This window comes from Nonomuraea sp. CA-143628 (assembly GCF_050942315.1).
Classification (GTDB): Bacteria; Actinomycetota; Actinomycetes; order Streptosporangiales; family Streptosporangiaceae; genus Nonomuraea.
Genome location: NZ_CP192072.1, coordinates 2,100,104 through 2,126,140 on the forward strand (window position 1 = coordinate 2,100,104; position 26,037 = coordinate 2,126,140).

General features: G+C 68.0%; 24 protein-coding genes. 15 read left to right on the plus strand and 9 right to left on the minus strand.

Annotated elements, in window-relative coordinates; genetic code table 11:
- The first annotated feature begins 65 nt into the window (after positions 1-65).
- Together ACQP2T_RS09830 and ACQP2T_RS09835 are read left to right on the plus strand one after the other, a co-directional pair.
- Positions 66-668, plus strand: a complete 603-nt coding sequence (locus tag ACQP2T_RS09830; protein WP_433515848.1) for a helix-turn-helix domain-containing protein — start codon at positions 66-68, stop codon at positions 666-668.
- The gene (locus ACQP2T_RS09835) at positions 665-1,978 is read left to right on the plus strand and encodes an MFS transporter (protein WP_433515849.1); all 1,314 of its coding nucleotides are present in this window, start codon (positions 665-667) and stop codon (positions 1,976-1,978) included. Before ACQP2T_RS09830 ends, ACQP2T_RS09835 begins: the two co-directional genes overlap by 4 nt.
- Positions 1,979-1,992: 14 nt before the next feature.
- On the opposite strand, the gene ACQP2T_RS09840 is transcribed toward ACQP2T_RS09835, so the two are convergent.
- The gene (locus ACQP2T_RS09840; RefSeq protein WP_433515850.1) at positions 1,993-2,913 is read right to left on the minus strand and encodes a hypothetical protein; all 921 of its coding nucleotides are present in this window, start codon (positions 2,911-2,913) and stop codon (positions 1,993-1,995) included.
- Positions 2,914-3,016: 103 nt separating this feature from the next.
- Between ACQP2T_RS09840 and ACQP2T_RS09845 the strand changes: the two genes are divergently transcribed.
- The 9 genes from ACQP2T_RS09845 (at position 3,017) to ACQP2T_RS09885 (ending at position 10,483) form a co-directional block, all read left to right on the plus strand.
- The gene (locus ACQP2T_RS09845; RefSeq protein ID WP_433515851.1) at positions 3,017-3,532 is read left to right on the plus strand and encodes a SigE family RNA polymerase sigma factor; all 516 of its coding nucleotides are present in this window, start codon (positions 3,017-3,019) and stop codon (positions 3,530-3,532) included.
- Positions 3,519-4,262 (plus strand): hypothetical protein, encoded by a 744-nt coding sequence (locus tag ACQP2T_RS09850; protein ID WP_433515852.1) that lies wholly within the window; start codon positions 3,519-3,521, stop codon positions 4,260-4,262. The genes ACQP2T_RS09845 and ACQP2T_RS09850 overlap by 14 nt, the downstream gene beginning before the upstream one ends.
- A gap of 66 nt (positions 4,263-4,328) precedes the next feature.
- Positions 4,329-5,393 carry an MBL fold metallo-hydrolase gene (locus ACQP2T_RS09855; RefSeq protein WP_433515853.1) on the plus strand — a complete coding sequence of 355 codons (1,065 nt, stop codon included), beginning with the start codon at positions 4,329-4,331 and terminating at the stop codon, positions 5,391-5,393.
- A gap of 185 nt (positions 5,394-5,578) precedes the next feature.
- On the plus strand, positions 5,579-6,574 hold the full coding sequence (locus ACQP2T_RS09860; protein WP_433515854.1) for an ABC transporter substrate-binding protein: 996 nt from the start codon (positions 5,579-5,581) through the stop codon (positions 6,572-6,574).
- On the plus strand, positions 6,574-7,371 hold the full coding sequence (locus tag ACQP2T_RS09865; protein ID WP_358538903.1) for an ABC transporter ATP-binding protein: 798 nt from the start codon (positions 6,574-6,576) through the stop codon (positions 7,369-7,371). The genes ACQP2T_RS09860 and ACQP2T_RS09865 overlap by 1 nt, the downstream gene beginning before the upstream one ends.
- Positions 7,331-8,203 (plus strand): ABC transporter permease, encoded by an 873-nt coding sequence (locus ACQP2T_RS09870; RefSeq protein ID WP_433515855.1) that lies wholly within the window; start codon positions 7,331-7,333, stop codon positions 8,201-8,203. The genes ACQP2T_RS09865 and ACQP2T_RS09870 overlap by 41 nt, the downstream gene beginning before the upstream one ends.
- Before the next feature lie 2 nt (positions 8,204-8,205).
- Positions 8,206-9,486 carry an LLM class flavin-dependent oxidoreductase gene (locus tag ACQP2T_RS09875; protein WP_433519747.1) on the plus strand — a complete coding sequence of 427 codons (1,281 nt, stop codon included), beginning with the start codon at positions 8,206-8,208 and terminating at the stop codon, positions 9,484-9,486.
- Positions 9,483-9,998, plus strand: a complete 516-nt coding sequence (locus ACQP2T_RS09880; protein ID WP_433515856.1) for an NADPH-dependent FMN reductase — start codon at positions 9,483-9,485, stop codon at positions 9,996-9,998. Before ACQP2T_RS09875 ends, ACQP2T_RS09880 begins: the two co-directional genes overlap by 4 nt.
- Complete coding sequence (locus ACQP2T_RS09885) at positions 9,995-10,483, plus strand: flavin reductase family protein (RefSeq protein ID WP_433515857.1); 489 nt, start codon at positions 9,995-9,997, stop codon at positions 10,481-10,483. Before ACQP2T_RS09880 ends, ACQP2T_RS09885 begins: the two co-directional genes overlap by 4 nt.
- A gap of 70 nt (positions 10,484-10,553) precedes the next feature.
- On the opposite strand, the gene ACQP2T_RS09890 is transcribed toward ACQP2T_RS09885, so the two are convergent.
- The gene (locus ACQP2T_RS09890; protein WP_433515858.1) at positions 10,554-11,612 is read right to left on the minus strand and encodes an NAD(P)H-dependent amine dehydrogenase family protein; all 1,059 of its coding nucleotides are present in this window, start codon (positions 11,610-11,612) and stop codon (positions 10,554-10,556) included.
- 181 nt (positions 11,613-11,793) lie between these two features.
- Here ACQP2T_RS09890 and ACQP2T_RS09895 point away from each other — a divergent pair, with 181 nt between their 5' ends.
- The gene (locus tag ACQP2T_RS09895; protein ID WP_358538913.1) at positions 11,794-12,666 is read left to right on the plus strand and encodes an SDR family oxidoreductase; all 873 of its coding nucleotides are present in this window, start codon (positions 11,794-11,796) and stop codon (positions 12,664-12,666) included.
- 38 nt (positions 12,667-12,704) lie between these two features.
- Here the strand turns inward: ACQP2T_RS09895 and ACQP2T_RS09900 are convergent, their stop codons facing one another.
- On the minus strand, positions 12,705-13,964 hold the full coding sequence (locus ACQP2T_RS09900; protein ID WP_433515859.1) for a nucleotide sugar dehydrogenase: 1,260 nt from the start codon (positions 13,962-13,964) through the stop codon (positions 12,705-12,707).
- A 521-nt stretch (positions 13,965-14,485) separates the two neighbouring features.
- On the opposite strand from ACQP2T_RS09900, the gene ACQP2T_RS09905 reads away from it, so the two are divergent.
- Both ACQP2T_RS09905 and ACQP2T_RS09910 read left to right on the plus strand, forming a co-directional pair.
- On the plus strand, positions 14,486-16,576 hold the full coding sequence (locus ACQP2T_RS09905; protein WP_433519748.1) for a DUF4082 domain-containing protein: 2,091 nt from the start codon (positions 14,486-14,488) through the stop codon (positions 16,574-16,576).
- Between the two features lie 204 nt (positions 16,577-16,780).
- On the plus strand, positions 16,781-17,833 hold the full coding sequence (locus ACQP2T_RS09910; RefSeq protein ID WP_433515860.1) for an ice-binding family protein: 1,053 nt from the start codon (positions 16,781-16,783) through the stop codon (positions 17,831-17,833).
- Positions 17,834-18,060: 227 nt separating this feature from the next.
- On the opposite strand, the gene rfbB is transcribed toward ACQP2T_RS09910, so the two are convergent.
- The 3 genes from rfbB to ACQP2T_RS09925 all read right to left on the minus strand — a co-directional run bounded on the left by rfbB (position 18,061) and on the right by ACQP2T_RS09925 (position 20,714).
- The gene (gene rfbB / locus ACQP2T_RS09915) at positions 18,061-19,050 is read right to left on the minus strand and encodes a dTDP-glucose 4,6-dehydratase (protein WP_433515861.1); all 990 of its coding nucleotides are present in this window, start codon (positions 19,048-19,050) and stop codon (positions 18,061-18,063) included.
- Entirely contained in the window at positions 19,047-20,114 is a 1,068-nt protein-coding gene (locus ACQP2T_RS09920; protein ID WP_433515862.1) for a glucose-1-phosphate thymidylyltransferase, read from the minus strand. Before ACQP2T_RS09920 ends, rfbB begins: the two co-directional genes overlap by 4 nt.
- A gap of 135 nt (positions 20,115-20,249) precedes the next feature.
- Positions 20,250-20,714, minus strand: coding sequence for a GtrA family protein (locus ACQP2T_RS09925; RefSeq protein WP_433515863.1), 465 nt, complete (start codon positions 20,712-20,714; stop codon positions 20,250-20,252).
- 78 nt (positions 20,715-20,792) lie between these two features.
- On the opposite strand from ACQP2T_RS09925, the gene ACQP2T_RS09930 reads away from it, so the two are divergent.
- Positions 20,793-21,794 carry a glycosyltransferase family 2 protein gene (locus ACQP2T_RS09930; RefSeq protein ID WP_433515864.1) on the plus strand — a complete coding sequence of 334 codons (1,002 nt, stop codon included), beginning with the start codon at positions 20,793-20,795 and terminating at the stop codon, positions 21,792-21,794.
- On the opposite strand, the gene ACQP2T_RS09935 is transcribed toward ACQP2T_RS09930, so the two are convergent.
- The 3 genes from ACQP2T_RS09935 to ACQP2T_RS09945 all read right to left on the minus strand — a co-directional run bounded on the left by ACQP2T_RS09935 (position 21,745) and on the right by ACQP2T_RS09945 (position 25,980).
- Positions 21,745-22,515, minus strand: coding sequence for a GNAT family N-acetyltransferase (locus tag ACQP2T_RS09935; protein ID WP_433515865.1), 771 nt, complete (start codon positions 22,513-22,515; stop codon positions 21,745-21,747). The genes ACQP2T_RS09930 and ACQP2T_RS09935 overlap by 50 nt on opposite strands.
- A complete protein-coding gene (rffA, locus tag ACQP2T_RS09940; protein WP_433515866.1) occupies positions 22,515-23,669 on the minus strand; it encodes a dTDP-4-amino-4,6-dideoxygalactose transaminase in 1,155 nt (384 codons plus the stop codon). The genes ACQP2T_RS09935 and rffA overlap by 1 nt, the downstream gene beginning before the upstream one ends.
- A gap of 88 nt (positions 23,670-23,757) precedes the next feature.
- Positions 23,758-25,980, minus strand: a complete 2,223-nt coding sequence (locus ACQP2T_RS09945; RefSeq protein ID WP_433515867.1) for a hypothetical protein — start codon at positions 25,978-25,980, stop codon at positions 23,758-23,760.
- Positions 25,981-26,037 lie beyond the last annotated feature (57 nt).

The window sequence follows — 26,037 nt, forward strand, 5'->3', positions numbered from 1 at the left end:
TTATTCGGCGGGGGAACTCGCAAAATTCTCTTTGCAAAATTGCCTTTGCGGTTTAGTCTTCGCCTATGGAAGAGAGGTTCAAGATCAGCGATCCGCAGGTGCTCAAGGTGGTGGCGCACCCCCTGCGGGTGCGGCTGCTCGGCCTGCTGCGCGGCGACGGGCCCGCGACGGCCAGCGAGCTGGGGCGCAAGGTGGGGGAGAGCTCCGGCTCGACCAGCTACCACCTGCGCGAGCTGGCCAAGTACGGCTTCATCGAGGAGGACCCCGAGCGGCGCGATGGCCGGGAACGCCGCTGGCGGGCCCGCCATCAGTACACCTCCTGGGACAACCTGGAGATGGCGGCCACGCCGGAGGGGCAGGAGGCCGTCCGGATCATGCAGCTGCGCCAGCTGGAGGCGCTGGGGCGGGCGGTCGAGGCGTTCGAGGCGGGGGAGTGGCCCGCCGAGCTGGTCGAGGTCTCCGGGATGAGCGACCATCTGGTGCGGCTGCCCGCCGCGGGTGTCCGTGAGCTGAGTGAGCGCGTCGACGCGCTGGTGCGCGAGCTCAGCGAACGTTACGCGGACGACCCCGGCGCCGTGCCGATGAGCGTCTGGTCGGCGGCCTTTCCTCGAAGGCCGCAGGAAGGGCGGGACGGCTCTCAAGAGCCGCAGGATGGGCGCGACAGATGATGAGTCCCCGATCCGCGTTACGCCGCTACCTGCTGGTCAGCTTCCTGACCTGGCTGCCGCCCGGCCTGATGACGGCCGTCATGGTGCTGCTGATGACCGAGCGGGGTCTCAGCCTGGCCCAGGTCGGGTTCGCCGTCATGGTGTTCTCGATCGTCACGATCGGCCTCGAACTGCCCACCGGCGGCCTGGCCGACGTGATCGGCCGCCGGACGGTCCTGGCGATCTCGGCCGCGTTCACCGTCGCCGCGCTCACGCTGATGGCGATCTCGACCACGTTCTGGATGTTCCTGGCCACCGGTGTGCTCAAGGGTGTCGCCCGCGCGCTCTCCAGCGGACCCGCCACCGCCTGGTACGTCGACACGCTCCACGACCTCGAAGGACCGGACGCCGACCTCAAACCGGGGCTGGCGCGCGGTGGCGCGGTGGAGTCGGTGGCGCTGTTGCTGGGCGTGCTGGTGGGCGGATTCGCGCCGCTCGCGGTGCCGCCGGCGGTGATGACGCCCCTGGCGCTGCCGCCGATGCTGGGCGCGGCGGCCGGGCTCGTGCTGCTGGTGACGGTGCTCTTCGCACTGCCCGAGACGCGCGACCTTGAAGAGCACTCGCGTCGCGTTGGAGCGCGACCGCGGCGCGTCGGACGGTCACCCGGACGGGCAATCGGGCGGGTGGTCCGGGACGTGCCCGCGACCGTGGCCGAGGGCGTGCGTCTGGCGGCGGGGGGACCGCTGCTGCGGCGCCTGATGCTGGCCGCCGCGGCGTCGGGCGTCGCGCTGGCCAGTGTCGAGCTGCTCACCCCCGGCAGGCTGGCGGCGCTGGCGGGCACGGCGGAGCTGGGCAGCACCGGTTATGCCGTCGTGGCGGCGCTCGGCTTCGCCGGCAGCGCGCTGGGCAGCACGATCGTGCCCAGGGTGGCCAGGGCGGCGGGCGGCTCGGTACGCGGCGCGGTGGCGGGCGTCGTCCTGACCGCGCTGGCCATCGCCGCCCTGGCGGCCACGGCGGGCCTCGACGGGGCGCCTGGTTTCGCGGCCACCGGGCTGGCCTATGTCGTCATGTTCGCCGGGCTCTCGGTGGCCGGGGTGCTGTGCTCGGAGATGACGCACCACGCCGTCACGGCCGCCCAGCGCACGACGGTGACCTCGACGAGCTCCCTGTCACTGCAGGCGGGGGCGGCGCTGTCCAACACGACGTTCGGCACTCTGGCCGCTCAGGCCGGCCTGTCCGCCACGTGGTCGCTCGCCGCGGGGGTGGTCCTGGTCTCCGCGCTGCTGTTCGTCCGCATGCCCGCGCTCCGGTCGGCTCGCCCAGCCCCGTAACGCGGGAGCAGGGCTCAAGGGAGAGCGGGCACCGACGGGGCGGCGTCGGTCCAGCCGACCTGGAGCATGGTCGAGGTGAAGTCCGCAAACGGCTTGCCGTTGAGCTCGGTCGTCAGGCGTTCGGCCAGCAACACCATCTCGTCGGTGTTGACGATCACCTCGGTCTTGACCTTCTGACGGGCCCGATCGTGAAAGATGGAGAGTTTCGCACCGGCTCTGCCCAGAGCGTCCTTGGCCGTCCCTTGGGAGCGTACGTCGGGCATCGTCAGCAGCGCTTGGTAAGCCGCGGCGCGGACCTCCTTCGGCGCGGGAAGGTCGCGCAGCAGAGTGAGCAGCGCCAGTGCCACGTTGTTGTCGACGGCGTCCTCCGGAGCCCTCGCGACTCGCACGGCCTTCGTGAGCCAGGCTTTCAAACCGCTCGGGTCCGCGGGCAGCTTCTGGACCTCCTCGTACGACAGCTGCTGCTCAGCCAGCTCGAAGGGGTTCGAACCCCTTGGGGGGATGACCTGGCCCTTGTCCGCTTTGGTGTCCAGGGTCACGGGGCCGTCACCAGCGGGGCGGCTCAACCTGGACGGGGAGCCGTCGCGGCGCCATGCGTTCTCGTCCGCCGCGCTCTTCGGTCGTGCCCCCAGACTCCGGCGCCCGACCCAGGCCTTGCCATCGGTCGTGGTCCAGATTTCCTCGATCCGCCGCACCTCCACCCAGTAGCGGTTGGCGCCCCTCCCGAACCGCTGGGGCAGGCTGCTCCGCAGCAGCGTCCTCGTATGCCAGTAGGCGCCTTTCGCCGGAGTGGTCACCGCACGGGCGGTGGCCGCCAGCCGCAGGTCCGAGAGGCCGGGCGCGCTCGGCAGAGCGATGGCACTCGCCACGGCCAGGCCGATCCCGATGGCGATCAGCGGCCGGATCGGAGCGGTCACGTGTTTCATCTGTTTCACGCCTCCCTATACGCCTGAGCGGCCCACAGGGTTGCCTCTTGATCCGAGGCAACGCCCGGCGTGGCCCAGGCGTATTAGGAGGCGTGAAATCGGACAGACAGCCGTGAGCGGCGCAGAGGAACAGGCATTCGCCGCGTTCGTGGCCGCGCGCGGCACCAGCCTGCTGCGCGTCGCCTACCTCACCTGCGGCGAGGAGGCGGAGGCGGAAGACCTGCTGCAGACGGCGCTGGAGCGTACATGGCGCAAGTGGGACCGGGTGCGGTACGCCAACCCCGAGCCCTACATCCGCCGCGTCATCGTGAACACCGCCATCAGCCGGGCCCGGCGGCGGGCGATCCTGCACATCATCCCGGTGCGTACCCCGCCGGAGTCGGCGGCGCCGGAGACCGACGTCGACCTGCGCCGGATGCTCATGGACGCCCTGCGCGCCCTGCCTCCCCGGCAGCGCGCGGTGATCGTCCTGCGGTACTGGGAGGACCTCGGCGAGACGCAGACCGCCGAGATCCTCGGCTGCTCGGTGGGCACGGTGAAAAGTCAGGCATCCAAGGCGATGGCCAAGCTCCGTTCGGCGCTCGGCGACGGAACACTGGAAGGAGCGGTCAGGAATGTCCGTACTTGAGGAGCGCCTTCGCCAGATCATGGCGGACGAGACCGCGCGGTTGCGGGCCGCGCCCGACCTGGTGGAGCGGGTGCTCCGGTCTTCGCGGAGGAAGAGGAAGCGGGTCAGGTTCGCCGCCATGGCCGTGTCGGCGGCCGTCGTCGCCACCGCGGTCCCCGCCTTTCTGATCCTCGAGCCTGGCACCACGACCGTGCTCGCGCCCACGGCCAGCGCGACCCCCGAGCCGACGCAGCCGGACACCCCCGCCATCGACGACACCCCGGTGCCCCCGTCTCCGACCCCCGACTTCGGGGACCTGGGCGACGGAAGGGCCTTCGGGCGCGTCAAGGTGGGCTACCTGCCCGACGGCTTGCGGTGGGGCAACTGGTCCCTGGACTTCGGCGACAAGTACACGACCTCATGGAACTACGACGGGGACAAGCACGGCTTCTACTGCGTCCAGATCTACGTGTACGAAGGCAAGACCGTCCAGGAGGTCGATGACCGCATCCAGGACTACCGCGAGGAAGGGAAGGGTGAAGAGGTGGCCATAGGCGACCGGAGCGGGTACCTGGTCACGCAGTGGGTCGGCGAGGACGGCGGGAAGGGCACCCCGACTCTCACCCTGACCATGAGCGAGGAGCGGCGAGCCGAGGTGATGATCAGCCCGGTGTACGCCAAGAAGCTGGGCAGCGCCAAGGCGATCAATCGCGAGCTGAAGAAGATCGCCGAAGGGCTCACAGCCGACTGAAACCAGCCTTTTCCCGGGCCGGCCCGCTGATCGGTAGTAGAACATGGTTCGGGCACAATGCTGAGCATGGCGAAGTTTGTGGTGACTCCATCCAGCGAGACCCAGCGCGCGGCGTGGCTCGGCGGCACGATCCCCGAGGTCGAGCGGGTGCGGCCGGGACTGTGGTCGGTTCCGGTGCCGATCCCTGTCAACCCCCTGCGTTACGTGCTGGTCTACGTCCTGGAACTGCCCGACGGGGTCGCCATCGTCGACGCCGGATGGAACACCGGCGAAGCCTACGAGGCGCTCGTCGCGGGGTTGCGGGTCGCCGGGTACGCGATCACCGACGTCAAGGGCGTACTGGTCACCCACATCCATCCCGATCACTACGGCCTGGCCGGGCGGGTCCGGGAGATGTCGGGCGCGTGGATCGCCCTGCACCCCGCCGACGCGCGCCTCGTCCACGATCGCTACGACGACAGCGCCATCGACTCGCTGGTCGAGCGCGAACGGGCGCAGCTGGTCCGGTCCGGGGTGCCCGAGCTGACCCTGGACGAGCTGGCCGGCGCCTCGATGATGATCAGGCACATGGTGTCCATGGCCAAGCCCGACCGGTTGGTCGAGGACGGCGACCGGCTGGACCTGCCGGGCTGGGACCTGCGGGCCGTCTGGACCCCCGGCCACTCGCCCGGCCACCTCTGCTTCGTGTCGCCGTCCAGGAAGCTGCTGTTCTCCGGCGATCACGTGCTGGCCAAGATCACGCCGATGGTGGCCGTGCATCCGCAGTCCGCGCCCAACCCGCTGGCCGACTACCTCGACGCGCTGGCCGCCGTACGGAAGCTGGATGTGGAGGAGGTGCTGCCCGCGCACGAGTACCGGTTCCTGGAGCTGGCCGAACGGGTCGACTACGTGATGGCGCATCACGAGGAGCGGCTGGCGGAGATCGAGCGGATGCTCGGAGGCGCCTCCGACGGGATCTCCTGCTGGGACATCGCGACCGGCCTGACCTGGTCGCGGCCCTGGGAGAAGATCCCGCCGTTCATGCGGCGCGCGGCCACCAACGAGACGCTGGCGCACCTGGTGTGGCTGGAGTCGCGGGGACGGGCGCGGCGCGTGCTCGGCGAGCCGGAGCTGTGGTTCGCGGGGACCTGACCAGGCGAGATTTATTTCATGTAAACCCAGTAGGAAATGTTGACTTCTTGACCGCGCCTGCGTAGCGTCGAGTGCATGAGCCCGGACCTCACCCGGCGCGCGCATGTCGACTTCTGCCGCGTCGTCAGCGCACAGTGTCACTGATCACGACTTAGTCCCCGTCCCCCTTTATTTGAGGACATCTCGTGATCAAGCGTCTCGTTTCCCTTGTCCCTCTTCTCCTCGCCGTCACGGCGTGCGGCACCGCCCAGGGCGCCGCCGAAACCCGGGAACTGCGCTACCAGGGCAGTGTCGGCACCGTCACCTTCCCCGAGCTGGCCGAGGAGCTCGGCTATCTCAAACCCGTCAAACTCAAGTGGATCGGCAACACGACCAGCGGACCACAGGACATCCAGACGGCCGCCACGGGACAGAGCGACTTCGGCGGCGCGTTCAACGGCGCCGTGGTCAAACTCGTCGCCGCCAAGGCCCCGATCAAGGCCGTGATCAGCTACTACGGCAGTGACCAGAACTCCTACCAGGGCTACTTCACCCTCCAGGACAGCCCGATCCGCAGCGCCCGCGACCTGATCGGCAAGAAGGTCGGCATGAACACCCTGGGCGCCCACGCCGAAGCCGTGCTGAAGGAATACCTCAAGCGCGGCGGCCTGACCCCGGCCGAGATCAAGCAGGTCGAACTGGTCGCCGTCCCACCCGTCAGCACCGAGCAGTCGCTGCGCCAGAAACAGATCGACGTGGCCGCGCTCGGCGGCATCCTGCGCGACAAGGCGCTGGAACGCGGCGGTCTCAAGACCCTGTTCAAGGACGTCGACCTGTTCGGCGACTTCTCGGCCGGGACGTACGTACTCACCGACCGCTTCATCAAGCAGAACCCCAACACGACCAGGAAGTTCGTCGAGGCCACTGCCAAGGCCATCCAGTGGACCCAGACGCACACCCGCGAAGAGGTCGTGGCCGAGTTCAAGAAGATCATCGCCAAGCGGGCCAGGAACGAGGACGCCACCACCGTCGGCTTCTGGAAGAGCAGCGGTGTCGCGACCAAGGGCGGGGTGATCCAACCGCAGGAGTTCCAGCGGTGGATCTCCTGGCTGGAGGGCGCCGGCGAGATCAGGCCCGGCCAGATCAAACCCCAGGACGTCTACACCAACGCCTACAACCCGTTCGTCTCGGGAGGCTCCTGATGAAGATCGAGTTCGTGTCCGTGACCAAGGAGTTCGCCGTCCGTGGCAGCTCTTTCACCGCTCTGTCCGACATCTCGCTCGACGTGGCCGAAGGCGAGTTCCTCACGCTCGTCGGCCCCAGCGGATGCGGCAAGTCCACCCTCCTCGACCTGCTCAGCGGCCTGACCCTGCCCACACGCGGCGAGATCCGCATCGACGGCGTCCCCGTCTCCGGTCCGGGACTCGACCGGGGCATCGTCTTCCAGCAGTACGCGCTGTTCCCCTGGCGGACCGCGGTGGCGAACGTGGAGTTCGGGCTTGAGGCCAAGGGGGTGCCGCGGCGCGAACGCCGTGAGCGCGCCCGCGGCTACCTCGACCTGGTCGGGCTGCGCGGCTTCGACGAGCGCTACCCGCACGAGCTCTCGGGCGGCATGAGGCAGCGGGTCGCCATCGCCCGCAGCCTCGCCTACGACCCCGACGTCCTGCTCATGGACGAGCCCTTCGCCGCCCTCGACGCCCAGACCCGCGAGTCCCTCCAGGAGGAGCTGCTGCGCATCTGGAACAAGACCGGCAAGACCATCGTGTTCATCACCCACGGCATCGACGAGGCGGTCTACCTGGGGCAGCGGGTCGCCGTCATGACGCCAGGGCCCGGTCGTATCCGGGCCGTCGTACCGGTCTCGTTCGCCTCCCGCGAGGGGGATCTGCGGGCCGATCCGGTGTTCGGCGAGTACCGCCACGCGATCTGGACGCTGCTGCGCGAGGAGGTGACCCCCGTTGGCCAGACCCTCACTCAGCCTCTCGGCCTCCCCGCTTGAGGACGACCACCTTCACCCACCCGCCGTCACGACCCTCGCGCCGGTGCGTCCCGCCGCCGTCCGGCGCCGTAGCCTCTGGGGCGTCGCCCGCCGGGTGGTCAACGCCTCCGCCGCGATCGTCGTGCTGGCCGCCGTCTGGGAGATCCTGCCCAGGGCCCAGGTGGTGGACCCCACCTTCCTCCCGCCGCTCAGCGACGTCCTGGCCGCCTGGTATGACCTGCTCCGCAGTGGTGAGCTGGCCGACCACGCCCAAGCCTCCCTGGCCAGGTCGCTGGCCGGGTTCGGGGCGGCCATCGTGGTCGCCATCCCGCTGGGTCTGCTGATCGGCTGGTACCGCCCGGTGGCCGAGCTGCTGAACCCGGTCCTGGAGCTGTTCCGCAACACCGCCGCTCTGGCCCTGCTGCCGGTGTTCGTGCTGGTCCTGGGGCTGGGGGAGACGTCCAAGATATCGATCATCCTGTACGCCTGCGCCTGGCCGATCCTGCTCAACACCATCGCGGGCGTCAAAAGCGTCGACCCGCTGCTGATCAAGTCGGCGAGGTCCATGGGGCTCGGGCCGTACCGGCTGTTCCAGAAGGTCATCCTGCCCGCCGCGGTGCCCACCATCTTCACCGGCATCCGCCTGGCCGGGGCGTACTCGATCCTCGTGCTGATCGCCGCCGAGATGGTCGGCGCCAAGGCGGGGCTCGGCTACCTCATCAACTACGCGCAGTACAACTTCCGGGTGCCCGACATGTACGCGGGGATCATCACGATCTCGGTGCTCGGCCTGCTGTTCAACCTGCTCCTCGTACGCCTGGAGCGACGCTTCTCCACCTGGAGGACCACGTGACCATGCACCTGAACGCCTTCCTGATGGGCGTCGGCCACCACGAGGCCGCGTGGCGGCATCCGCTGACCGAGCCGAGCCGCATCACCGACATCCGGCACTTCCAGGAGCTGGCCCGGATCGCCGAACGCGGCAAGCTGGACTCGGTGTTCCTGGCCGACGGGCTCGCCCTGTGGGGAAATGTCCGGCACAACGCGCTCGGTGGGCTGGAGCCCCTCACCCTGCTCGCGGCCCTGGCCGCCGTCACGGACCACATCGGCCTGATCGCCACGGTGTCCACGACGTACAACGAGCCGTTCCACGTGGCGCGCAAGTTCGCCTCGCTCGACCACATCAGCGGCGGCCGGGCGGGCTGGAACATCGTCACCTCCGCCGGCGAGGCCGAGGCCCGCAACTTCGGCATCGAACGCCCGCCGCACGGTGAGCGCTACCACCGGGCGGAGGAGTTCCTCCAGGTGGCGAACGCGCTCTGGGAGAGCTGGGCGGACGGAGCGGTCGTCGGCGACCGGCGAAGCGGGGTCTACGCCGACCTCTCCCGCGTCCAGCCGATCGACCACGTGGGCACGCACTTCAAGGTCCAGGGCCCGCTGAACGTCCAGCGCTCACCCCAGGGCCGCCCTCTCCTGGTCCAGGCCGGGTCGTCGGAGGACGGCAAGGAGTTCGCGGCGCGGTTCGCGGAGGCGGTGTTCACCGCGCAGCAGACTCTGGAGGATGCCCAGGAGTTCTACGCCGACCTCAAGGGCAGACTCCCCGCGTACGGCCGCCGGCCCCAGGACCTCAAGATCCTGCCCGGCGTCTCGCCCATCATCGGCTCGACCGAGCGCGAGGCGCTGCGGCTGGAGAAGGAGCTGGAGGACCTCATCGTCCCGGCCTACGGCGTGCGGCAGCTCTCGAACATCCTCGGCGTCGACCTCACCGCCCACCCCTTGGACGGCCCACTGCCGGACATCCCGCCCAACCCGGACGGCCAGCAGAGCCGCATCAAGCTGATCAAGGACCTGGCGGCCCGTGGCGACCTGTCGATCCGCGAGATCATCGGCAAGCTCGCCGGCGGCCGCGGCCACCGGGTCGTCGCCGGCACGCCCGAGCAGATCGCCGACCAGCTCCAGGAGTGGTACGAGAACGGCGCGGCCGACGGCTTCAACATCATGCCCCCGCACCTGCCGGGCGGCCTCGCGGACTTCGTCGAGCAGGTCGTACCCGAGCTGCAGATCCGCGGCCTCTTCCGTAAGGACTACGAGGCCCGAACCCTACGCGACCACTACGGATTGGCCACCGCCTCATGAGCATCGTCACCGTCGTCGGCAACCCGCGTTCCGGATCGCGCACGCTGGGGGCGGCGGTCGCGGCCACTGACGCCATCGCCGCCCGGCTCGGCCACCCGGGCCCGAGGGACGTCATCGACCTGTCAGCCCTCGCCCCGGAACTGCTCCTCCCGCGGAGCACCGCGAATGTGGAGATCGCCCTCGAACTCCTCACCGGTGCCTCGGTGGCCGTCGTGGCCAGTCCCACCTACAAGGCGACCTACACCGGCCTGCTCAAGGCGTTCCTCGACCGGCTGCCCCCGAACGCCCTGGCGGGCACTGCCGCCCTGCCGATCCTCGTCATGGGCGACCCCAGGCACGCCCTGGCGGTGGAGGTCCACTTCCGCCCGCTCCTGGTGGAGCTGGGGGCCTTCGTCCCCACCCCCGGCCTGGCCCTCCTGGAGTCGGAGCTGCTGGGAGACGACGGGCCCCTGGCTCGCTGGGCGGATCAGGTCGTGCCGCAGATAACGGTCAGGCAAGGGGCGCTGAGATGACCATTTCCCTTGATCGCGACGAGTTCCGCACCGCCCTGGCCCAGCACGCCGCCGGAGTGGTCATCGTGACGGCCAGACCGGAGGGCGTCCCGGTGGGCCTCACGGCGACCTCGTTCTCCTCGGTGAGCCTTGATCCGCCGCTGGTGTCCTTCTACGTCGACCAGTCGTCCACCACCTGGCCCTGGCTCCGGCTGGCCGACCATTTCGCGGTGAACGTCCTGGCCGGCCACCAGCACGACCTGGCCACCCGCTTCGCCCGGCGCGGCATCGACCGCTTCGCCGAACCCACCCGCTGGCATCCCGGCCCGCACGAAACGCCGTTGTTGGAGGACGTCTCCGCGCATCTCATCTGCCTTCCCCACACGACCGTGGAGATAGGCGATCACACCCTGGTGGTCGGCCTGGTCACCGCCGCCCAGACCACCCCGGCCCGCCCGCTCCTCTACCACCGAGGGCGGTACGGGCGCTTCCTCCCGCACAACTGACTCTTTCCCCGCCGTACGTGGCCCGCCTGACGGATACGAACGCGCCCGCGCGTGATTCTTCCCCGCCTGCTCAACGGATGCGGACCCGGGCGCGTGCGGTGGGGAGGGGAAGATCAAGCAGGGTGCGGATGCCGGGCGGAGCGGTGCAGACGGCGGGGATGGCGTTGATGGCGTGGGCGGCCGCGGCGGCCAGGCCGTGGGAGACCTCGTCGATCGACATCGTCATCTGCGGCACCCCCTCGATGTGGATCGCGAAGCCCGGCTCCGGCCAGCGTTCCACCTTGCCGGCGTCGGCCTTGTAGATCACCTCGACCGTCATGAACGGCCGCCCCCGCACCAGCCCCGAGAACACCCAGCGTGACGCGCACACCGCGCCCGCCTCGACCCGGCCGGCCGCGATCTCGAACTCCCGCCCGGCCACCTCGAACTCGTCCCGCTCCTCCACCTCGTCCAGCCGCACGTCGAGCGCGTCGGCCACGAGTTGCACGCTCTCGGCGAAGAGCGAGCGCTGGAAGGTGCGGAACGGCCGGACCGCTTCGGCGTAGTCCTTGGCCGTGCGGGTGAACCCGACCAGGTCCACGACCACCTGGCGCGACGGGTGGCCGCGGAAGTCCGACGACTCGCGTACGTAGATGTGGTCGACCCGGTCGGACAGCCCGGTCAGCGCCAGCGGCAGGAAGTCGCTCATGAAGCCCGGGTTGATGCCGGTGCCGTGAAGTGTGGTGCCGCCCTTGTCACAGGCGGCCTCGATGCGCTCCACCACGTGGGGGCCGTACGACTTGGGGTAGACGAAGCCGGTGGTCGTGATGACGTTCTTGCCAGAGGCGAGCAGCGCGCAGATGGTCTCCAGATCCAGGCTCCGGTCGGGGCCGAAGTAGAAGGACGGCAGCGGCATGTGCAGCACGCAGTCGGCCTCCATGGCCATGACGCGTTCCGGGTCGTCCGTACAGCTCACGCCCGCGTACGGCAGGCCGACCAGCTCGCCGGCGTCTTTGCCGATCTTGTCGTGGTCGTAGACGAGGACTCCCGCTAGCTCCAGCCCCGGCCTGCTGAGCACGCTGCGCAGCGCATAGCGGCCGACAGCTCCCGTGGCCCACTGAACCACGCGAAGGGGCGCGTTTACCGGCATGTCCGGCCTCCGAAGGCCCGGTGGAGGGCGGACAGGAGCTGGGGGTCGCCGCCCATTCGAAGCCCAGAACTCTAGCAGAGAATCAACCTTCTGATCACTATCCGCGACGATCAGTCGTAGTGCGGCGGACTCGGGTTATTGTGCCATTACTAGAACGATGTTCTCCTGCGCTGGAGGTTCGATGCTTCGGTTCGATGACAGGGTCGCGATCATAACGGGAGCCGGGCACGGTCTCGGCAGGTCGCACGCGCTCCTGCTGGCCGAGCGGGGTGCCAAGGTCGTCGTGAACGACCTGGGCGGCGCGCTCGACGGCACCGGCGCCTCCGCGGGTCCCGCCGCCGACGTGGTCGAGCTCATCACCAAGAACGGCGGTCAGGCCATCGCCAACGCCGACAACGTGGCCACGCCGGAAGGGGCCAGGGCGATCGTGCAGGCCGCGGTCGACGCGTTCGGCAAGATCGACATCGTCGTCAACAACGCGGGCATCCTGCGTGACAGGTCGTTCGGGAAGATGGCGGTCGAGGACTTCGACAATGTGCTGGCCGTACACGTGCGCGGCTCCTACCTGGTCAGCCAGGCCGCCTACCCGTACATGAAGGAGGCCGGCTACGGCCGGATCGTCAACACCTCCAGCCCGGCGGGCCTGTTCGGCAACTTCGGCCAGGCCAACTACTCCACCGCCAAGATGGGCCTGGTCGGCCTGACCAAGACGCTCGGCATCGAGGGCGCCCGCAACGGCATCAAGGCCAACGCCATCGCGCCGATCGCCTGGACGCGGATGACCGAGTCGCTGCTGCCGGCCGAGTTCGAGGCCAAGTTCACGCCCGAGCGGGTCAGCGCGCTGGTGGCCTACCTCGTACACGAGTCGTGCGAGCCGAGCGGCGAGGTGTTCAGCGTCGGCGGTGGCCGGGTGGCGCGGGTGTTCGTGGCCGAGGGGCCCGGCTGGAAGTCGGACGAGCTCACGCCGGAGTCGCTCGCGGACAACTGGGCGGCGGTCATGGCCGAGCAGCCGTACGTGCTGTCGGCGGCCGACTCGATGAAGGCCATGCTCTAGGAACGCCGGAGGGGGCTGTCTGTAGCCCCCTCCGGGTCTCACAGCCGCTCGACGTTGGGCCCCCGGCAGCGGTTGCGCGTGTCGAAGACGAAGGCGCTCACCTGCTCGACCATCTCGTAGTCGAAGCAGTCGTGGTCGGTGAGGATCAGCACCGCGTCCGCCTGAGCCAGTTCCTGACGCGTGGCGTCGATGATCGCGATCCCCTGTGGCAGCAGGAAGTGGTCCACGTGCGGGTCGGCGGCCAGTACATCCGCGCCCAGCTTGCGCAGGGCCCTGGCCACCTCGATCGCCGGTGACTCGCGGCAGTCGCCCGCGTTCTTCTTGTAGGCGAGGCCGAGCACGATCACCCGGCTGCCCTTGACCGGCATGGAGCGCTGGTTCAGCGCGAGGGTCAGCCGGTGGACGACGTGATCCGGCATGTGGTCGTTGATGTCGTTCGCCAGCTCCACGAACCGGAAGTTGTGCCCCAGGCTGCGCTTGACCTTCCACGACAGGTAGGACGGGTCGATCGGCAGGCAGTGCCCGCCGACGCCGGGGCCCGGGGTGAAGCGCATGTAGCCGAACGGTTTGGTGGAGGCGGCGTCGATGGCCTCCCAGACGTCGATCCCCAGCTGCCGCGCGAAGATGGCCAGCTCGTTCACCAGGGCGATGTTGATGTGCCGGAAGGTGTTCTCCAGGAGCTTGCTCAGCTCGGCCACCTGGACCGAGGAGACGGGAACGGCATCCCGCACGATGCGCTCGTAGAACGCCTGGACTCTTTTCAGCGAGGAGTCGTCGATGCCGGACACGATCTTCGGGGTGTTGTCCAGTCGCCAGCGGGTGTTTCCCGGGTCGATCCGTTCGGGACTGTAGCCAAGGTAGAAATCCTCGGGCGCCTGCAGTCCGGAGCCTTCCTGAAGCAGGGGCAGGAGATATTCCTCGGTGGTTCCGGGATAAGTCGTCGACTCCAGCACCACTGTGGCGCCCGGCTGAAGGAGCGGGGCGATGGATTGGGCGGCCGAGGCGATGTGCCGGAGATCGGGCACGCCCTCACGGAGCGGCGTCGGCACGGTTATCACACAGATGTCGAACATCTCGGCGTCGGCGTAATCGGTGCTCGCCAGATAGCGGCCGCAGCGGTGTGCGGCGATCAGCTCATCGTCCCTGATGTCCTCGACATAAGATTCACCGGCCGTCAATCGCTTGATCCGCCACTGGTCCACGTCGATGCCCACGACGTCGAATCCCGCGCTGACCGCCCGCATCGCCAGAGGCAGGCCGACATAGCCTTGGCCGACCACCACCAGTTTCTCTCCCATGTCAGGAGCCCCCGTTACATCGAGATGAGACACGATCCGACTGTAGGAGGCCGGAGTTCTCATATCGCCGATTTGATGGCGATGCCCGGCGTGTCGTCTGATGGCGTTTCCGTGGCGAGGCCAGCGATTAGGGGTTTATAAGGGCATTAAGCGGAATATTTCCGCGCGCTCAAGAAAAAGCCGCCTGTGCGGGGATACCTTGTTCAAGCTTTCCGGTAAGTGTTGCCAGCGGGTATCGAAGGGTAAAGAGCGACCCAATAGGACGCTATCCTAGGCTTTTCTTGATCACATATAGGTTTTTCGCGTCATGCCGTTCAAGGCGCGGTCCTCCCGAATGTCGTAGCGTCTTCAACGGGATTGGCGACATTCGGGTCGCATCTCTTATGGCTGGACTTTATCCGCATTTACGGCAACCGCGACAAGCCGGGCGATGACCGCCTATGGATTCTTGACGAGCCGCAGGCTGCGGCAAGCCAGCCGATTGCCTGAGTAGCACAAGATACAGTGAGGAGTTGTGGCGCATGTCAACATCACATAGCGATGCGCCCGATCGAGCAGCCTGCAAGGCCCTCCCCGAAGCTCTCAAGCGCGAAGCGACCAGCAAAGTCAGATATTCCCGCTCTTTGGGGAATGTCGGGCGGTTGTGGATGGGGGTGAGTGCGGCGGTCGTGCTGGCGGCAGGTGCGGTGGTGGGGCTGCCGCAGGCCGCGAGCGCGACGGGGCCGGTGGACATCGGTGTCGCGGAGCCCTATGCGGTCGTGGCGGGGGTGTCAGTCTCCAACACGAATCTGACCACGGTCACTGGAGACCTCGCGATCAGTCCGGGCAGTACGCTGACCGGCTTCCCGCCCGGCACCGTGAACGGTGACCGGGACCTCGGCAACGCGGCCGCGGCGGCGGCCAAGGCCGACGTGGTCGCCGCCTACAACGACATCGCCGGGCGGACCCCGGACGCCACGGTGGCGCAGCAGCTGGGCGGCACGACCAAGGGGCCTGGCCTGTACGCCTCCAACACCGGCTCCTTCGCGATCAGCGGCACGCTCACCCTCGACGCGCAGGGGGATCCGAACGCAGTCTTCATCTTCCGGGCGACCACTCTGACCGCCGCCAACGTCGCCAACATCGCCCTGGCGCGCGGCGCGCAGGCCGACAACGTCTTCTGGCAGTTCAGCGACACCGTGACGCTGGGCAACTACTGCACCTTCCGCGGCAACGTGCTGGCCCAGAACGCCGTCACGGTGAATGTCGGTGCCTACACCAACGGCCGCATCTTCTCCCTGAACAGCTCCATCAACATCACCGGCACCGACAGCACGCCGGCCACCCAGATCACGCTCCCCAACGACCCGCCGACCACGACGACCCTGACCACCTCACCCAACCCCTCCTGGAGGGGGCAGCCGGTCCTCCTCACCGCGGTCGTGCAGCCGGTCAGCGGCACGCTGACCCCCGTTGGCGAAGTGGTCTTCAAGGACGGCTCGACCGTGCTCGGCTCGGGCTACCAGGACGCCGACGATCCGGCCACGCTCACGACCCCGAGCCTCAGCGCGGGGGATCACCACCTCACCGCCGTCTACCTGGGTGGTGACGTCTTCGACCATGAGGCGCTGATCCACTTCGCGCCGAGCTTCTCGCCGGAAGTGGTTCAGCATGTGTCGGACAGTCTGTGGGACAGATCGGCCACTCCGGCCGTCCAGTCTCAATCTGATTCGCAGGCGGTCACGGTCGGCGTGAAGTTCCGGGCCTCGACGAACGGGACCATCCTCGGCATCCGGTTCTTCAAGGGATCCCTGAATACGGGGACTCATACCGGGAGTCTGTGGAGCAGCAGTGGTCAGCTGCTCGCGAGCGCGGTCTTCACCAGTGAGACGGCCTCTGGCTGGCAGCAGGTGAACTTCTCGACGCCTGTCGCGATTACCGCCAATACCACCTATGTGGCGTCTTATCACACTACGTCGGGATTCTATTCGGTTACCCGACCCTACTTCACCTCCTCATTCACGAACGGCCCGCTCACCGCACTGGCGAACGGTACGGATCCGAACGGGGTGTACACCTACGGGGCGACCAGCACCTTCCCGACGGCCTCCTACCAGTCCACCAACTACTGGGTCGACGTCGTGTTCGAGCCGTCGGACAGTCTCTGGGACAAAGTGGCCACTCCGGCTATCCAGTCCCAACCTGATACGCAGGCGATCACGGTCGGCGTGAAGTTCCGGGCCTCGACGAGCGGGAACATCGTCGCCATCCGCTTCTTCAAGGGCGCCTCGAATACGGGGACTCATACTGGGAGCTTGTGGAGCAGCAGTGGTCAGCTGCTCGCGAGCGCGGTCTTCACCAGCGAGACGGCCTCTGGCTGGCAGCAGGTGAATTTCCCGACGCCTGTCGCGATCACCGCCAATACCACCTATGTGGCCTCGTATCACACTACGTCGGGATTCTATTCGCTAAACCGACCCTACTTCACCTCGGCATACACGAACGGCCCGCTCACCGCACTGGCGAACGGTACGGACCCGAACGGGGTGTACACCTACGGGGGGACCAGCACCTTCCCGACGACCGCCTTCCAGTCGTCCAACTACTGGGTCGATCCGGTATTCGACTCCTAGCGGGCCCGTGAGGTCCGGGTGTTTCTCAACCGGCCCGGCCGTGCGCTTCCGCACGGCCGGGCCGCGCCCTGTCACCGGCGCGAATACGACACGGGCCGCGTCGCATGTCATTTCTCTGGAACGGCATCGATGCCCGCTAATGTCGATTATCCAGAGTCATATGACCGGCGGAGTATTCCAGGTCGCAGATAAAAGGATCGGCTCATGGCGAATATTGATTTGTCCCGTTTTTCGGGGAAAGCGGGTCGGTTGTCGCTGGGGGTGGTGGCGGCCGTCGTGCTGGTGACCCTGCCGGAGGGCGCGCGCGCGACACCGCCGGTGAACATCGGCAATGGGAAGGCGTACGGGGTGGTGGCCGGGATGTCGGTCAAGAACGCGCACCTGACCACGGTCTCCGGAGATCTGGCGATCAGCCCGAACAGTACGCTGACCGGCTTCCCGCCCGGCATCGTGAACGGTAACAGGCAGCTGGGCAACGCGACCGCGGCGGCGGTCAAGAGTGACGTGGTCGCCGCCTACAACGACATCGCCGCGCGGTCCGGCGGTTCCGTCGTGGCGGGGGAACTGGGCGGTACGACCAAGGGGCCCGGCCTGTACGACGCCGGCAACGGCACCTTCACGATCAACGGCACGCTCACCCTCGACGCGCAGGGAGATCCGGCCGCGACCTTCATCTTCCGCGCGGCCAATCTCAACACCGCCAGGGTCAGCAACATCGCCCTGCTGCGCGGCGCGCAGGCCGACAACATCTACTGGCAGTCCACCAGCACCGCGGCGCTGGGGGTGTACAGCACCTTCCGCGGCAATGTGCTGTCCCAGGGCAACGCCAGCGTGAACTTCGGCGCCAACGTCCAGGGCCGGGTCTTCTCGCTGAGCGGCTCCGTCAACACCACCGGCACCGACAGCATCCCGGCCACCCAGATCAGCCTTCCCGACGACCCGCCGACCACCACCGCGTTGACCAGCTCCCCCAGCCCCTCACGGGTAGGACAGCCGGTGACGTTCACCGCCGCTGTGGCACCGGTCAGCGGCAGCCAGATCCCCTATGGCGAAGTGGTCTTCAAGGAAGGTTCGACCAATCTCGGCTCGGTGTACCTCAACAGCGCCGGTCGTGCGATGTTCACGACGTCGAGCCTGTCCCAAGGGCAGCACCAGATCGTCGCGGTCTATCTGGGCGGCGACGTCTTCGACCACGAGGCCCTGATCCACCTGGCCCCGAGCACGTCAAACCCGGTGAACCAGTCCGTCACCCCATAGCGTGGGGAAGACGGACGTACTCCCTCTCCCCCCGGAGGGGGTGTCCGCCCACGGGGCCCTGCACGGCGGGCCGTCTTCCTCTGCCCTCCCCCGGAAACCCCCGAAGGACCCCAGCCACTTCCGCTCCTCGGGTGGGGATGTCCCTGAGGGCCCCGGCCTCGGCGAGCCGTGGTCTCCCGCCCCCCGGGAGGGGGTATCTCCCGAGGGACCTCAGCCACCACGAACCGTCACATAGATCGAGGCGTGGCAGGAGCCTTCAGCGGCCGCCACCACTGCTGGTTGTCCTGATACCAGCGCACCGTCTCCGCCAGGCCGTCCGCGAACCCCATACGCGGCTCGTACCCGAGCCCTCGAAGCTTGCCGCAGTCGACGGAATAGCGACGGTCGTGCCCGAGCCGGTCCGGCACGTTCCTGACCATCTCCCATCCTGCTCCGAGCGCGCCGAGCAGCAGCTCCGTGAGCTCCCGGTTGGTGAGTTCGGTGCCGCCGCCGATGTTGTACGTCTCTCCCGGCGAGCCCTTCTCCAGCACCAGCTGAATGCCCCGGCAGTGGTCGTCGACGTGCAGCCAGTCCCGTACGTTCAGCCCGTCGCCGTAGAGGGGGACCGGCTCGCGATCCAGCAGGTTGGTGACGAAGAGCGGGATGAGCTTCTCCGGGTATTGGTAAGGGCCGTAGTTGTTGGAGCAGCGGGTCACCCGGACATCCAGGCCGTACGTCTGGTGATATGCCCGGCAGAGCAGGTCACTGCCGGCCTTGGCCGCCGAGTACGGCGAGTTCGGCAGCAGGGGCTCGTCCTCGGTCCAGGATCCTTCCGCGATCGACCCGTACACCTCGTCGGTGGAGACGTGCACCACCGTGCGGACGCCGGTCTCCAGCGCCGCCTGCAGGAGTCGCTGCGTGCCCAGCACGTTCGTCGTCAGGAAGTCACCGGCTCCCGCGATGGAGCGGTCGACGTGCGTCTCGGCCGCGAAGTTCACGATCACCTCGCACTCGGGAACGACCTTCGCGAGCAGCTCCAGGTCGGTGATGTCCCCATGGACGAACCGGTAGCCGGGATGTCCGGCCACCGGTGCGAGATTGGCGAGATTTCCGGCGTAGGTGAGTTTGTCGAGAACGGTGATGTTCACGGCCTCGTAGCCCGGATACGAGCCGAGCAGCAGCGACCGCACATAGTGCGATCCGATGAAGCCGGCGCCGCCGGTGACCAGAATCCTCATGTACGCACCTGTATCTTGCTGTGATCGCCGACCATGAGCTCGTGGGTGTTCGGCATGCCTTCCGCGCGGTTCACTTCGACGTTGCGCCCGATGAGGGAATGCCCGATGCGCGACACGCCACGGATGGACGAACTGTCGAGCACGATCGAGTACTCGATCTCGGCGTCCTCCAGCACGCAACTCGCCCCGATCGAGGTGAAGGGGCCGACGAAGGAAGAGACGATCTTGGAGTCGGCGCCGATCACGATGGGCCCGCGGAGTATGGAGTTCTCCACCACCGCGCCCTGCTCGACGACCACTCGCCCGGTGATCTCGCTCCGGCCGTCTACTGTGCCCCTGATGTCGGGCTCGATCTGTTCGAGGATGATCCGGTTGCATTCCAGCATGTCCTGCAGCCGGCCGGTGTCCTTCCAATAGCCGTTGACGAAGTGGGAGTGGACGCGGAAGCCGTTGTCGATCAGCCACGTGACGGCATCGGTGATCTCCAGCTCGCCGCGCGCGGACGGGGTGATGCGCCGGACGGCCTCGTGGATGACGGGGGAGAAGATGTAGACCCCGACGATCGCCAGATCGCTGCGCGGGTGCTCCGGCTTCTCCGCCAGCCCGATGATCTCGCCTTCCGGCCCGAGCTCGGCCACGCCGTAGAACTGCGGTTCGGCGACCTTGGTGAGCAGGATCTGCGCGTCATTGTCGGCCCGGCGGAACGCGTCGACCAGGGCGGTGATGCCACCCACCAGGAAGTTGTCGCCCAGGTACATCACGAACGGCTCGTCGGCGAGGAACTCTCTGGCGATCAGGACGCAGTGGGCCAGGCCCAAGGGGGCCTGCTGCGGGATGTAGGTGACCTCGAGGCCGAACTGCGAGCCGTCTCCGACGGCCTCGCGCACCTCCGCGGCCGTGTCGCCGACGATGATGCCCACGCTGGTGATGCCCGCGTCCCGAAGCGCTTCGAGCCCGTAGAACAGGACCGGTTTGTTGGCCACGGGGACCAGTTGTTTCGCTGAGGTATGGGTGAGCGGGCGCAGCCTCGTCCCCTTGCCACCCGCTAGAACGAGCGCCTTCATGGGCTCCCTGAGTCCTTCCGCGAAGCGGACATGACGGCGGTGGCCGCCTGTCGGCTGGAGTTTATGCCGGGCCCCGGCCAGGGGAACTTCGCAGTTCCGCGTGCTTGTCGAAGAACGTCCGGCACGTTGCCGAGACTAGATGGATCCGCGATCACGAAAAGTCCATGTTCGGTGTATCAGATAGCTTAGTGAGGGACTTATGAGTATTATCAAGCCCTGTGCGATCATGATGGGAATTCCGATGACGCCAACGAGGATCGGCAGGCTGATGAGGGACGCCCCGAGGAAACTCAGGCCGACCACATAGAATCGCAGGTACCCCCGCAGCCAGGAATCGCCGGAGACCCGGAACACCACCAGCCGATACCACGGGTAGACGATCACCACGGTGACGAAGTGGCTGGTCACGACCAGGACAAGATAGGGCACCGCACCCTCGGCGGCGAGCAATGCTAGGCCAAGGAGACAGTAATAGACAACTGCCGTCATGGCGCCGGCCATTAGGTATGTGATGCGGTTTCCAGCAAAAGTGGAGATCAGAGCCCGCCACCAGAAATGCGGCTTCTTGTCGCTTTTGGTGTGGCTCTCCACGTCAACCATGTCGCCCGCACTCCAGATCGTCACGTGGTGGGGGGCGGCACGATTGTAACCGGCTCACACTGGATGATCGGGGGATCAATGTCGGTGTCGGTGGTAATTCCGTGTTACCGATCCGCGCGCACTCTTCCAGCGCTGGTGGCCAGAATCCTGTCGACCATGAGCGAGGCGTCCGTCCGGCACGAGGTGATCCTCGTCGTCGACGGCAGCCCGGACGACACCTGGGCGACGGCCGCCGGGCTGGCCCGCCGAAACGAGGCCGTGCGGGCGATCCACCTCTCCCGCAACTACGGTCAGCACAACGCGCTGATCGCCGGCATCAGGGAGGCGGCCTTCGAGGTCATCGTCACCATGGACGACGACCTGCAGCATCCACCGGAGCAGATCCCTCTCCTGCTGGCCGCCCTTGAGGGCGACCGTCTCGACCTCGTCTACGGCGTCTCCTACCGTGAGGAGCACGGCTTTCTCCGGAGCTTCGCCTCCCGATCGGTGAAAGCCGGGATGTCCAGCGCGCTGGGCATCCGCTCCGCCCGCGCGATCAGCGCCTTCCGCGCCTTTCGTACGCGGCTGCGCGACGGGTTCCAAGAGCTGTCGGGGCCGCATGCCTCGGTCGACGTGGCCCTGTCGTGGGCGACCTCCAAGGTGGGATCGGTCAGCGTACGCATGAACGAACGCCACCACGGGCGCTCCAACTACTCGGCGCGGCTGCTGATCCGGCACGCGGTGAACATGCTGCTCGGCTACAGCACGGCGCCGCTGCGGGCGGCGAGCTATCTCGGCTTCCTCGTCGGCATCGTCGGCCTGCTGCTGGGCGGTATTGTTCTGTGGCGGTTCGCCACGGGAGAGACCACGGTGGCAGGCTTCACGACGATCGCCTCGATGGTCGCGCTCTTCTCCTCCGCGCAACTCGTCTCCATCGGGGTCCTCGGGGAGTACATCGGCCGCATTCACGGCAGCGGCATGGGCCGGCCGACCTACGTCGTGCGTGAACGTGTCGGACCGACCGCCGCCGCCGACGTGGGGCCCGGTGGTCCTAGCGTTCCTGCCCAGGCAGGAGCCCGCTCCGGACCAGATGAACAGTGAGGACCGTCCGTACGGGCTCGAACCCGTATCGGGCCCACGCCCGCTGCACGCGCGTGTTGTGCCCCTGGGTGGAGATGACGACCTCGTCCCCGCCGCGCGCCAGCGTGCGGTCCTCGACCGCCTTGAGCAAATGGGCGTACAGACCGCGCCCCTGCGCCTTCGAGATCACGCCGGCGAGCAGGATCTCCGTGCGGGATTCGGCCTCGTCCAGCGTGGCCAGCGCGAGCACGCGCGAGTCCGGCCGATCCAGCAACGCCAGGCAGCCGCCTTCGGCGGCCGAGCGCAGCGCCCATTCTTGGTAGCCGGCGAGCGCGTCGGCGGCGTTGAACAGGGGATTGGCCAGGTAGTGGTTTCCGTACGAGAGAAAGATGTCGGACACCAGATCCTCGATCACGGCGGTTCCGGTCAGCTCCGCCGCCCGCAGGTCGGGTGACGCCTCGGGCGCCCGGCCCGCTCCGGCGCGCAGCCGCCAGTAGACCAGGGAGTCCGCGAAGACGGCGGTCCGGCCCAGGGCGGTCAGCTGGGCGTACCAGCTGACGTGATCGGCCGGGTAGCGAAGGATGATCACGTCCGCGGTGGATCGTACGACGGCCTCACGGACCGCGGCGAACGACGATCCGGAGACGGCGAGCCGCTCGATCGAGCGGCCGAACCGCGCGGACTCGAGCGGAGACTCCCGCGTGAGCACGGCTTCCGCCTCGATCACGTCGTTCCAGGCCATCAGCGCACCTCGTAGGCTCGGACCGCGTCGATCACGCGGGACAGGTGGGCGTCGTCCAGGTCGGCGAAGAGCGGCAGCCGTACGAGACGGTCGGCGACCTCCTCCGTGACCCGGCAGCCACCCGGGGCCGTCCGCCCGTACCTCAGGCCGGCGGGTGAATCATGGAGCGGCTGGTAGTGGAAGGCCGCCTGCACGCCACGCTCGGAGAGATGAGCGATGAAGCTCTGCCGGTTCGCCAGGTCGGGGAGCAGCAGGTAGTACAGGTGCGCCGGATGCGTGCACTCGTCCGGGATCGTCGGCTGGGCGACCCCGTTCTCCGCGGCCCAGTCCGCCAGTTCCTCGTGATACCGGTCCCATGCGTAGTGGCGCCGGAACTGGATCTTGTCGAACGACTCCAGCTGGGCGGTGAGCTGCGCGGCGAGCACGTCCGACGGCAGGTAGCTGGACCCGATGTCGACCCACCGGTATTTGTCCACCTGGCCGCGGAAGAACCGGCTCCGGTCGGTGCCCTTCTCCCTGACGATCTCCGCGCGCTCGCCGAGGCCGGCGTCGTTCAGGAGCAGCGCGCCGGCCTCTCCGCACTGCACGTTCTTCGTCTCATGGAAGCTCTGGGCGGCCATGGAGCCGAACGACCCGAGCGGACGGTCCTGGTAGAACCCGCCCAGTCCATGGGCGTTGTCCTCGATGACCGCGAGTCCGTGCCGTTCCGCGAGCTCGCCGATCTCCTTCATCGCGCACCCGACACCCGCGTAGTGGACGATCACGATGGCCCGGGTGCGGTCGGTGATCGCGGCTTCGAGCCGTCGTTCGTCCAGGTTCAGCGTGTCCGGCCGGCAGTCGGCGAACACCGGGACGGCGCCGCGCAGCGCGTAGGCGTTGGCCGTCGACATGAAGGTGAACGACGGCATGATCACCTCGTCACCCGGCCGCAGATCGAGCAGGAGCGCCGACATCTCCAGCGCGTGTGTGCACGAGGTGGTCAGCAGCACCTGGCGGGCCCCGGTGATCTCCGCGAGGAGACCGGTGGCCCGTTGGGTGAAGGGCCCGTCTCCGCGGGTGAACCGCTGGAGTACGGCCTCCGCCAGATAGTCGAGCTCGTTCTCCGAGATATGCGGCACGTTGAAGGGGATCGCCGTCAGGCCGGATGCGTTCACGAACGCAGTGAACAACGGTCCGGACCGGCCGACACGCGTGGCGCCCGGCTGGCTGGTTGAGGCATTACACAAGCCTTACCTGCCCACCTCACACCCAGCCGTCCGGCAGTCGATAGACGGCGTAATCGCCGGACCGGAACTGGAATTCCGCGAACTCGCCGATCCTCGGGCTGACCTTTCCCCGAAGCTCGTCGACGAAGAGCCAGCGCACTCCGTAGCGCTCGCGCAGGCTCCGCATGGAGGTCTGGCTCGGCGACTGGAAGGCGCTGTCGTTCAGCTTGATCAGTTCGGTGTCCCAGAACGGCAGACCCTCCGGCAGCAGCCCCGGACGCCAGTGGCTCAGGTTCGTGGCCGTGTAGGCCCAGCCCTCGACCAGCACATGCCGTTCCGACAGCGCGGCCACCCACGGGTATCGGGTGTCGCACGGGTTCTCGTATCCCAGGCGGCAGTGCGTGTTCGTGGCCACCAGGTCGTCCGGCCCGGAATGGTCGCGCAGCCATCGTCCGGCGGTCAGGGCCCCCTGGGGGATCACCCGGTTCTCCGCCGGTCTGACCATCGGGTTGGGATCGTCCCCGGTGACGTTGTCGATGGCGGAGAGGACGCGTGCGTGCCAGTACGCGGGCAGGCCGATGGTCATGAACGCGACGATCACGAGGGCCGAGGCGCGAGCGCGTCCCTTCAGGTAGGCCACGAGCAGGCCCGCCAGTACGGCCAGGGCCACCAGGGTGAGATAGGGCCGGTACAGGATCCCGTCGCCCTGACCGGCGCTGAGCGGAATCTTGACGTCACAGAGGATGGGGATCAGATAGGCGGCGAGGAGTCCCGCGCCCATCGAGCACATGACCGCCTTGGGCGACACCCGGGCCCGTCGCAGGAGGATGAGGATCCCATAGGCCGCGACGGCCGCCAGATAGGGGTAGGCCGCCCAGAAGAAGAAGAGCTGGCTCTGGCCGGGGTGCCCGAGGAGCAGCACCGCGCCGAGCCCGGCCGCGCCCATGCCGAGCATGAGGCTCACCCGCGGTCGCAGGAGCAGCCGGGGCCTGCTCAGCAGCCCGAGGACGCCGGACCAGGTCACGGCCCAGCAGAGCAGGTACACCAAGGTGAGACCGAGCAGCGAGCCCGCCGAAGGAGTGGTCAGCCCGGTGAGTTTGCTCCAGGTCATGCGCATGAAGGACAGAGGGTCCGCGACCAGCCCTTGCCGCTCCCGGCCGAACAGGACGAACTGCGCGAAGAGGATGCAGGCCGTGGTCATTCCCAGCATGATCAGCACGTTCCCGGACGGCCGGCGTCGCCTCAGCACCTCGACCGCCGCCACGAGCGCCAGGCCGGCGCCGAGCAGGGGCAGATAAGTGGCTTTGGCGCCGGTCAGAACCGCCAGGAAGAGCCCGGCCAGCAGCCATTTGCCGGTGTCTGGCCGGCGGCGTTCGAGCAGGTCAAGAAGGACGAGGACGAGGGGGGCGAACAGCAGCGCGCCCAGTGTCTGCGTGGGGCTTATCCACGCGGTGTCCGGAACCCCTCCCCAGGTGAACACCCCGTTCGTCCCCAGATACAGGGTCGGGGCGCCCACCAGGACAGTGCCCACGACAGTGACGGCCCCGCCGATCCACGAGCCCGTGACGCGGCGCCCGGTCATGCCGGCCAGGACGACGAGCCCGGCCAGCATGGGCAGCATGGCCAGGCGGTACAGCAGGACAAGAGGCTCCACCCCGGACAGCCAGCTCGCCGCCGCCAGATGCGCGTAGACGAACCAGTGGTAGGCGAGAGGCTCGCCCACGACCATCGGCACCGCGGGCGGCACATGGTGCTTCAACTCGCCGATCAGCGCGAGATGAAAGGGCATATCGGGATATGACGCCCCGAGACCGGGCCAGGTGATGGCGTGGGTGCCGAAGAACTTGACCGCGCTCCCGGCGACCAGGACAACGATGACGAGGGCGAGGAACCATGACCACCACAGCGGAGTCGCCGGGCGGGATCCCGCTCGCCAGTGCCCGCGCAGGGACGGGACCACGAGGAAGAGCGCGTAGGTGATCAACGGCCACACCGCGACGAGCAGCGGCATCCCGGCGGCGCGCGCGCCTATGTAGACCAGGATCTCCACGGCGTAACCGAACGCCAGGCCCAGGGCGATCTCCTCTGCCGCCGTGCGCGGACCGCGATACAGGGCTCTGATCACCAGGACTCCGGGCAGCGCCACCCCCAAGGCGACGTAGACGGCGAACGACGCCATGTCCGTGACGGATACTCCATAGCGGATCAGTACGGCAGCGGTGAAAGCCGTCACGGAGGCGGCCGCGAGCCCTCCCGACAATGCGGGCCTCCCCGACAGTGCGTGCCTCCAGCGCGACGGTGGCCGGCCGTCGCGTGC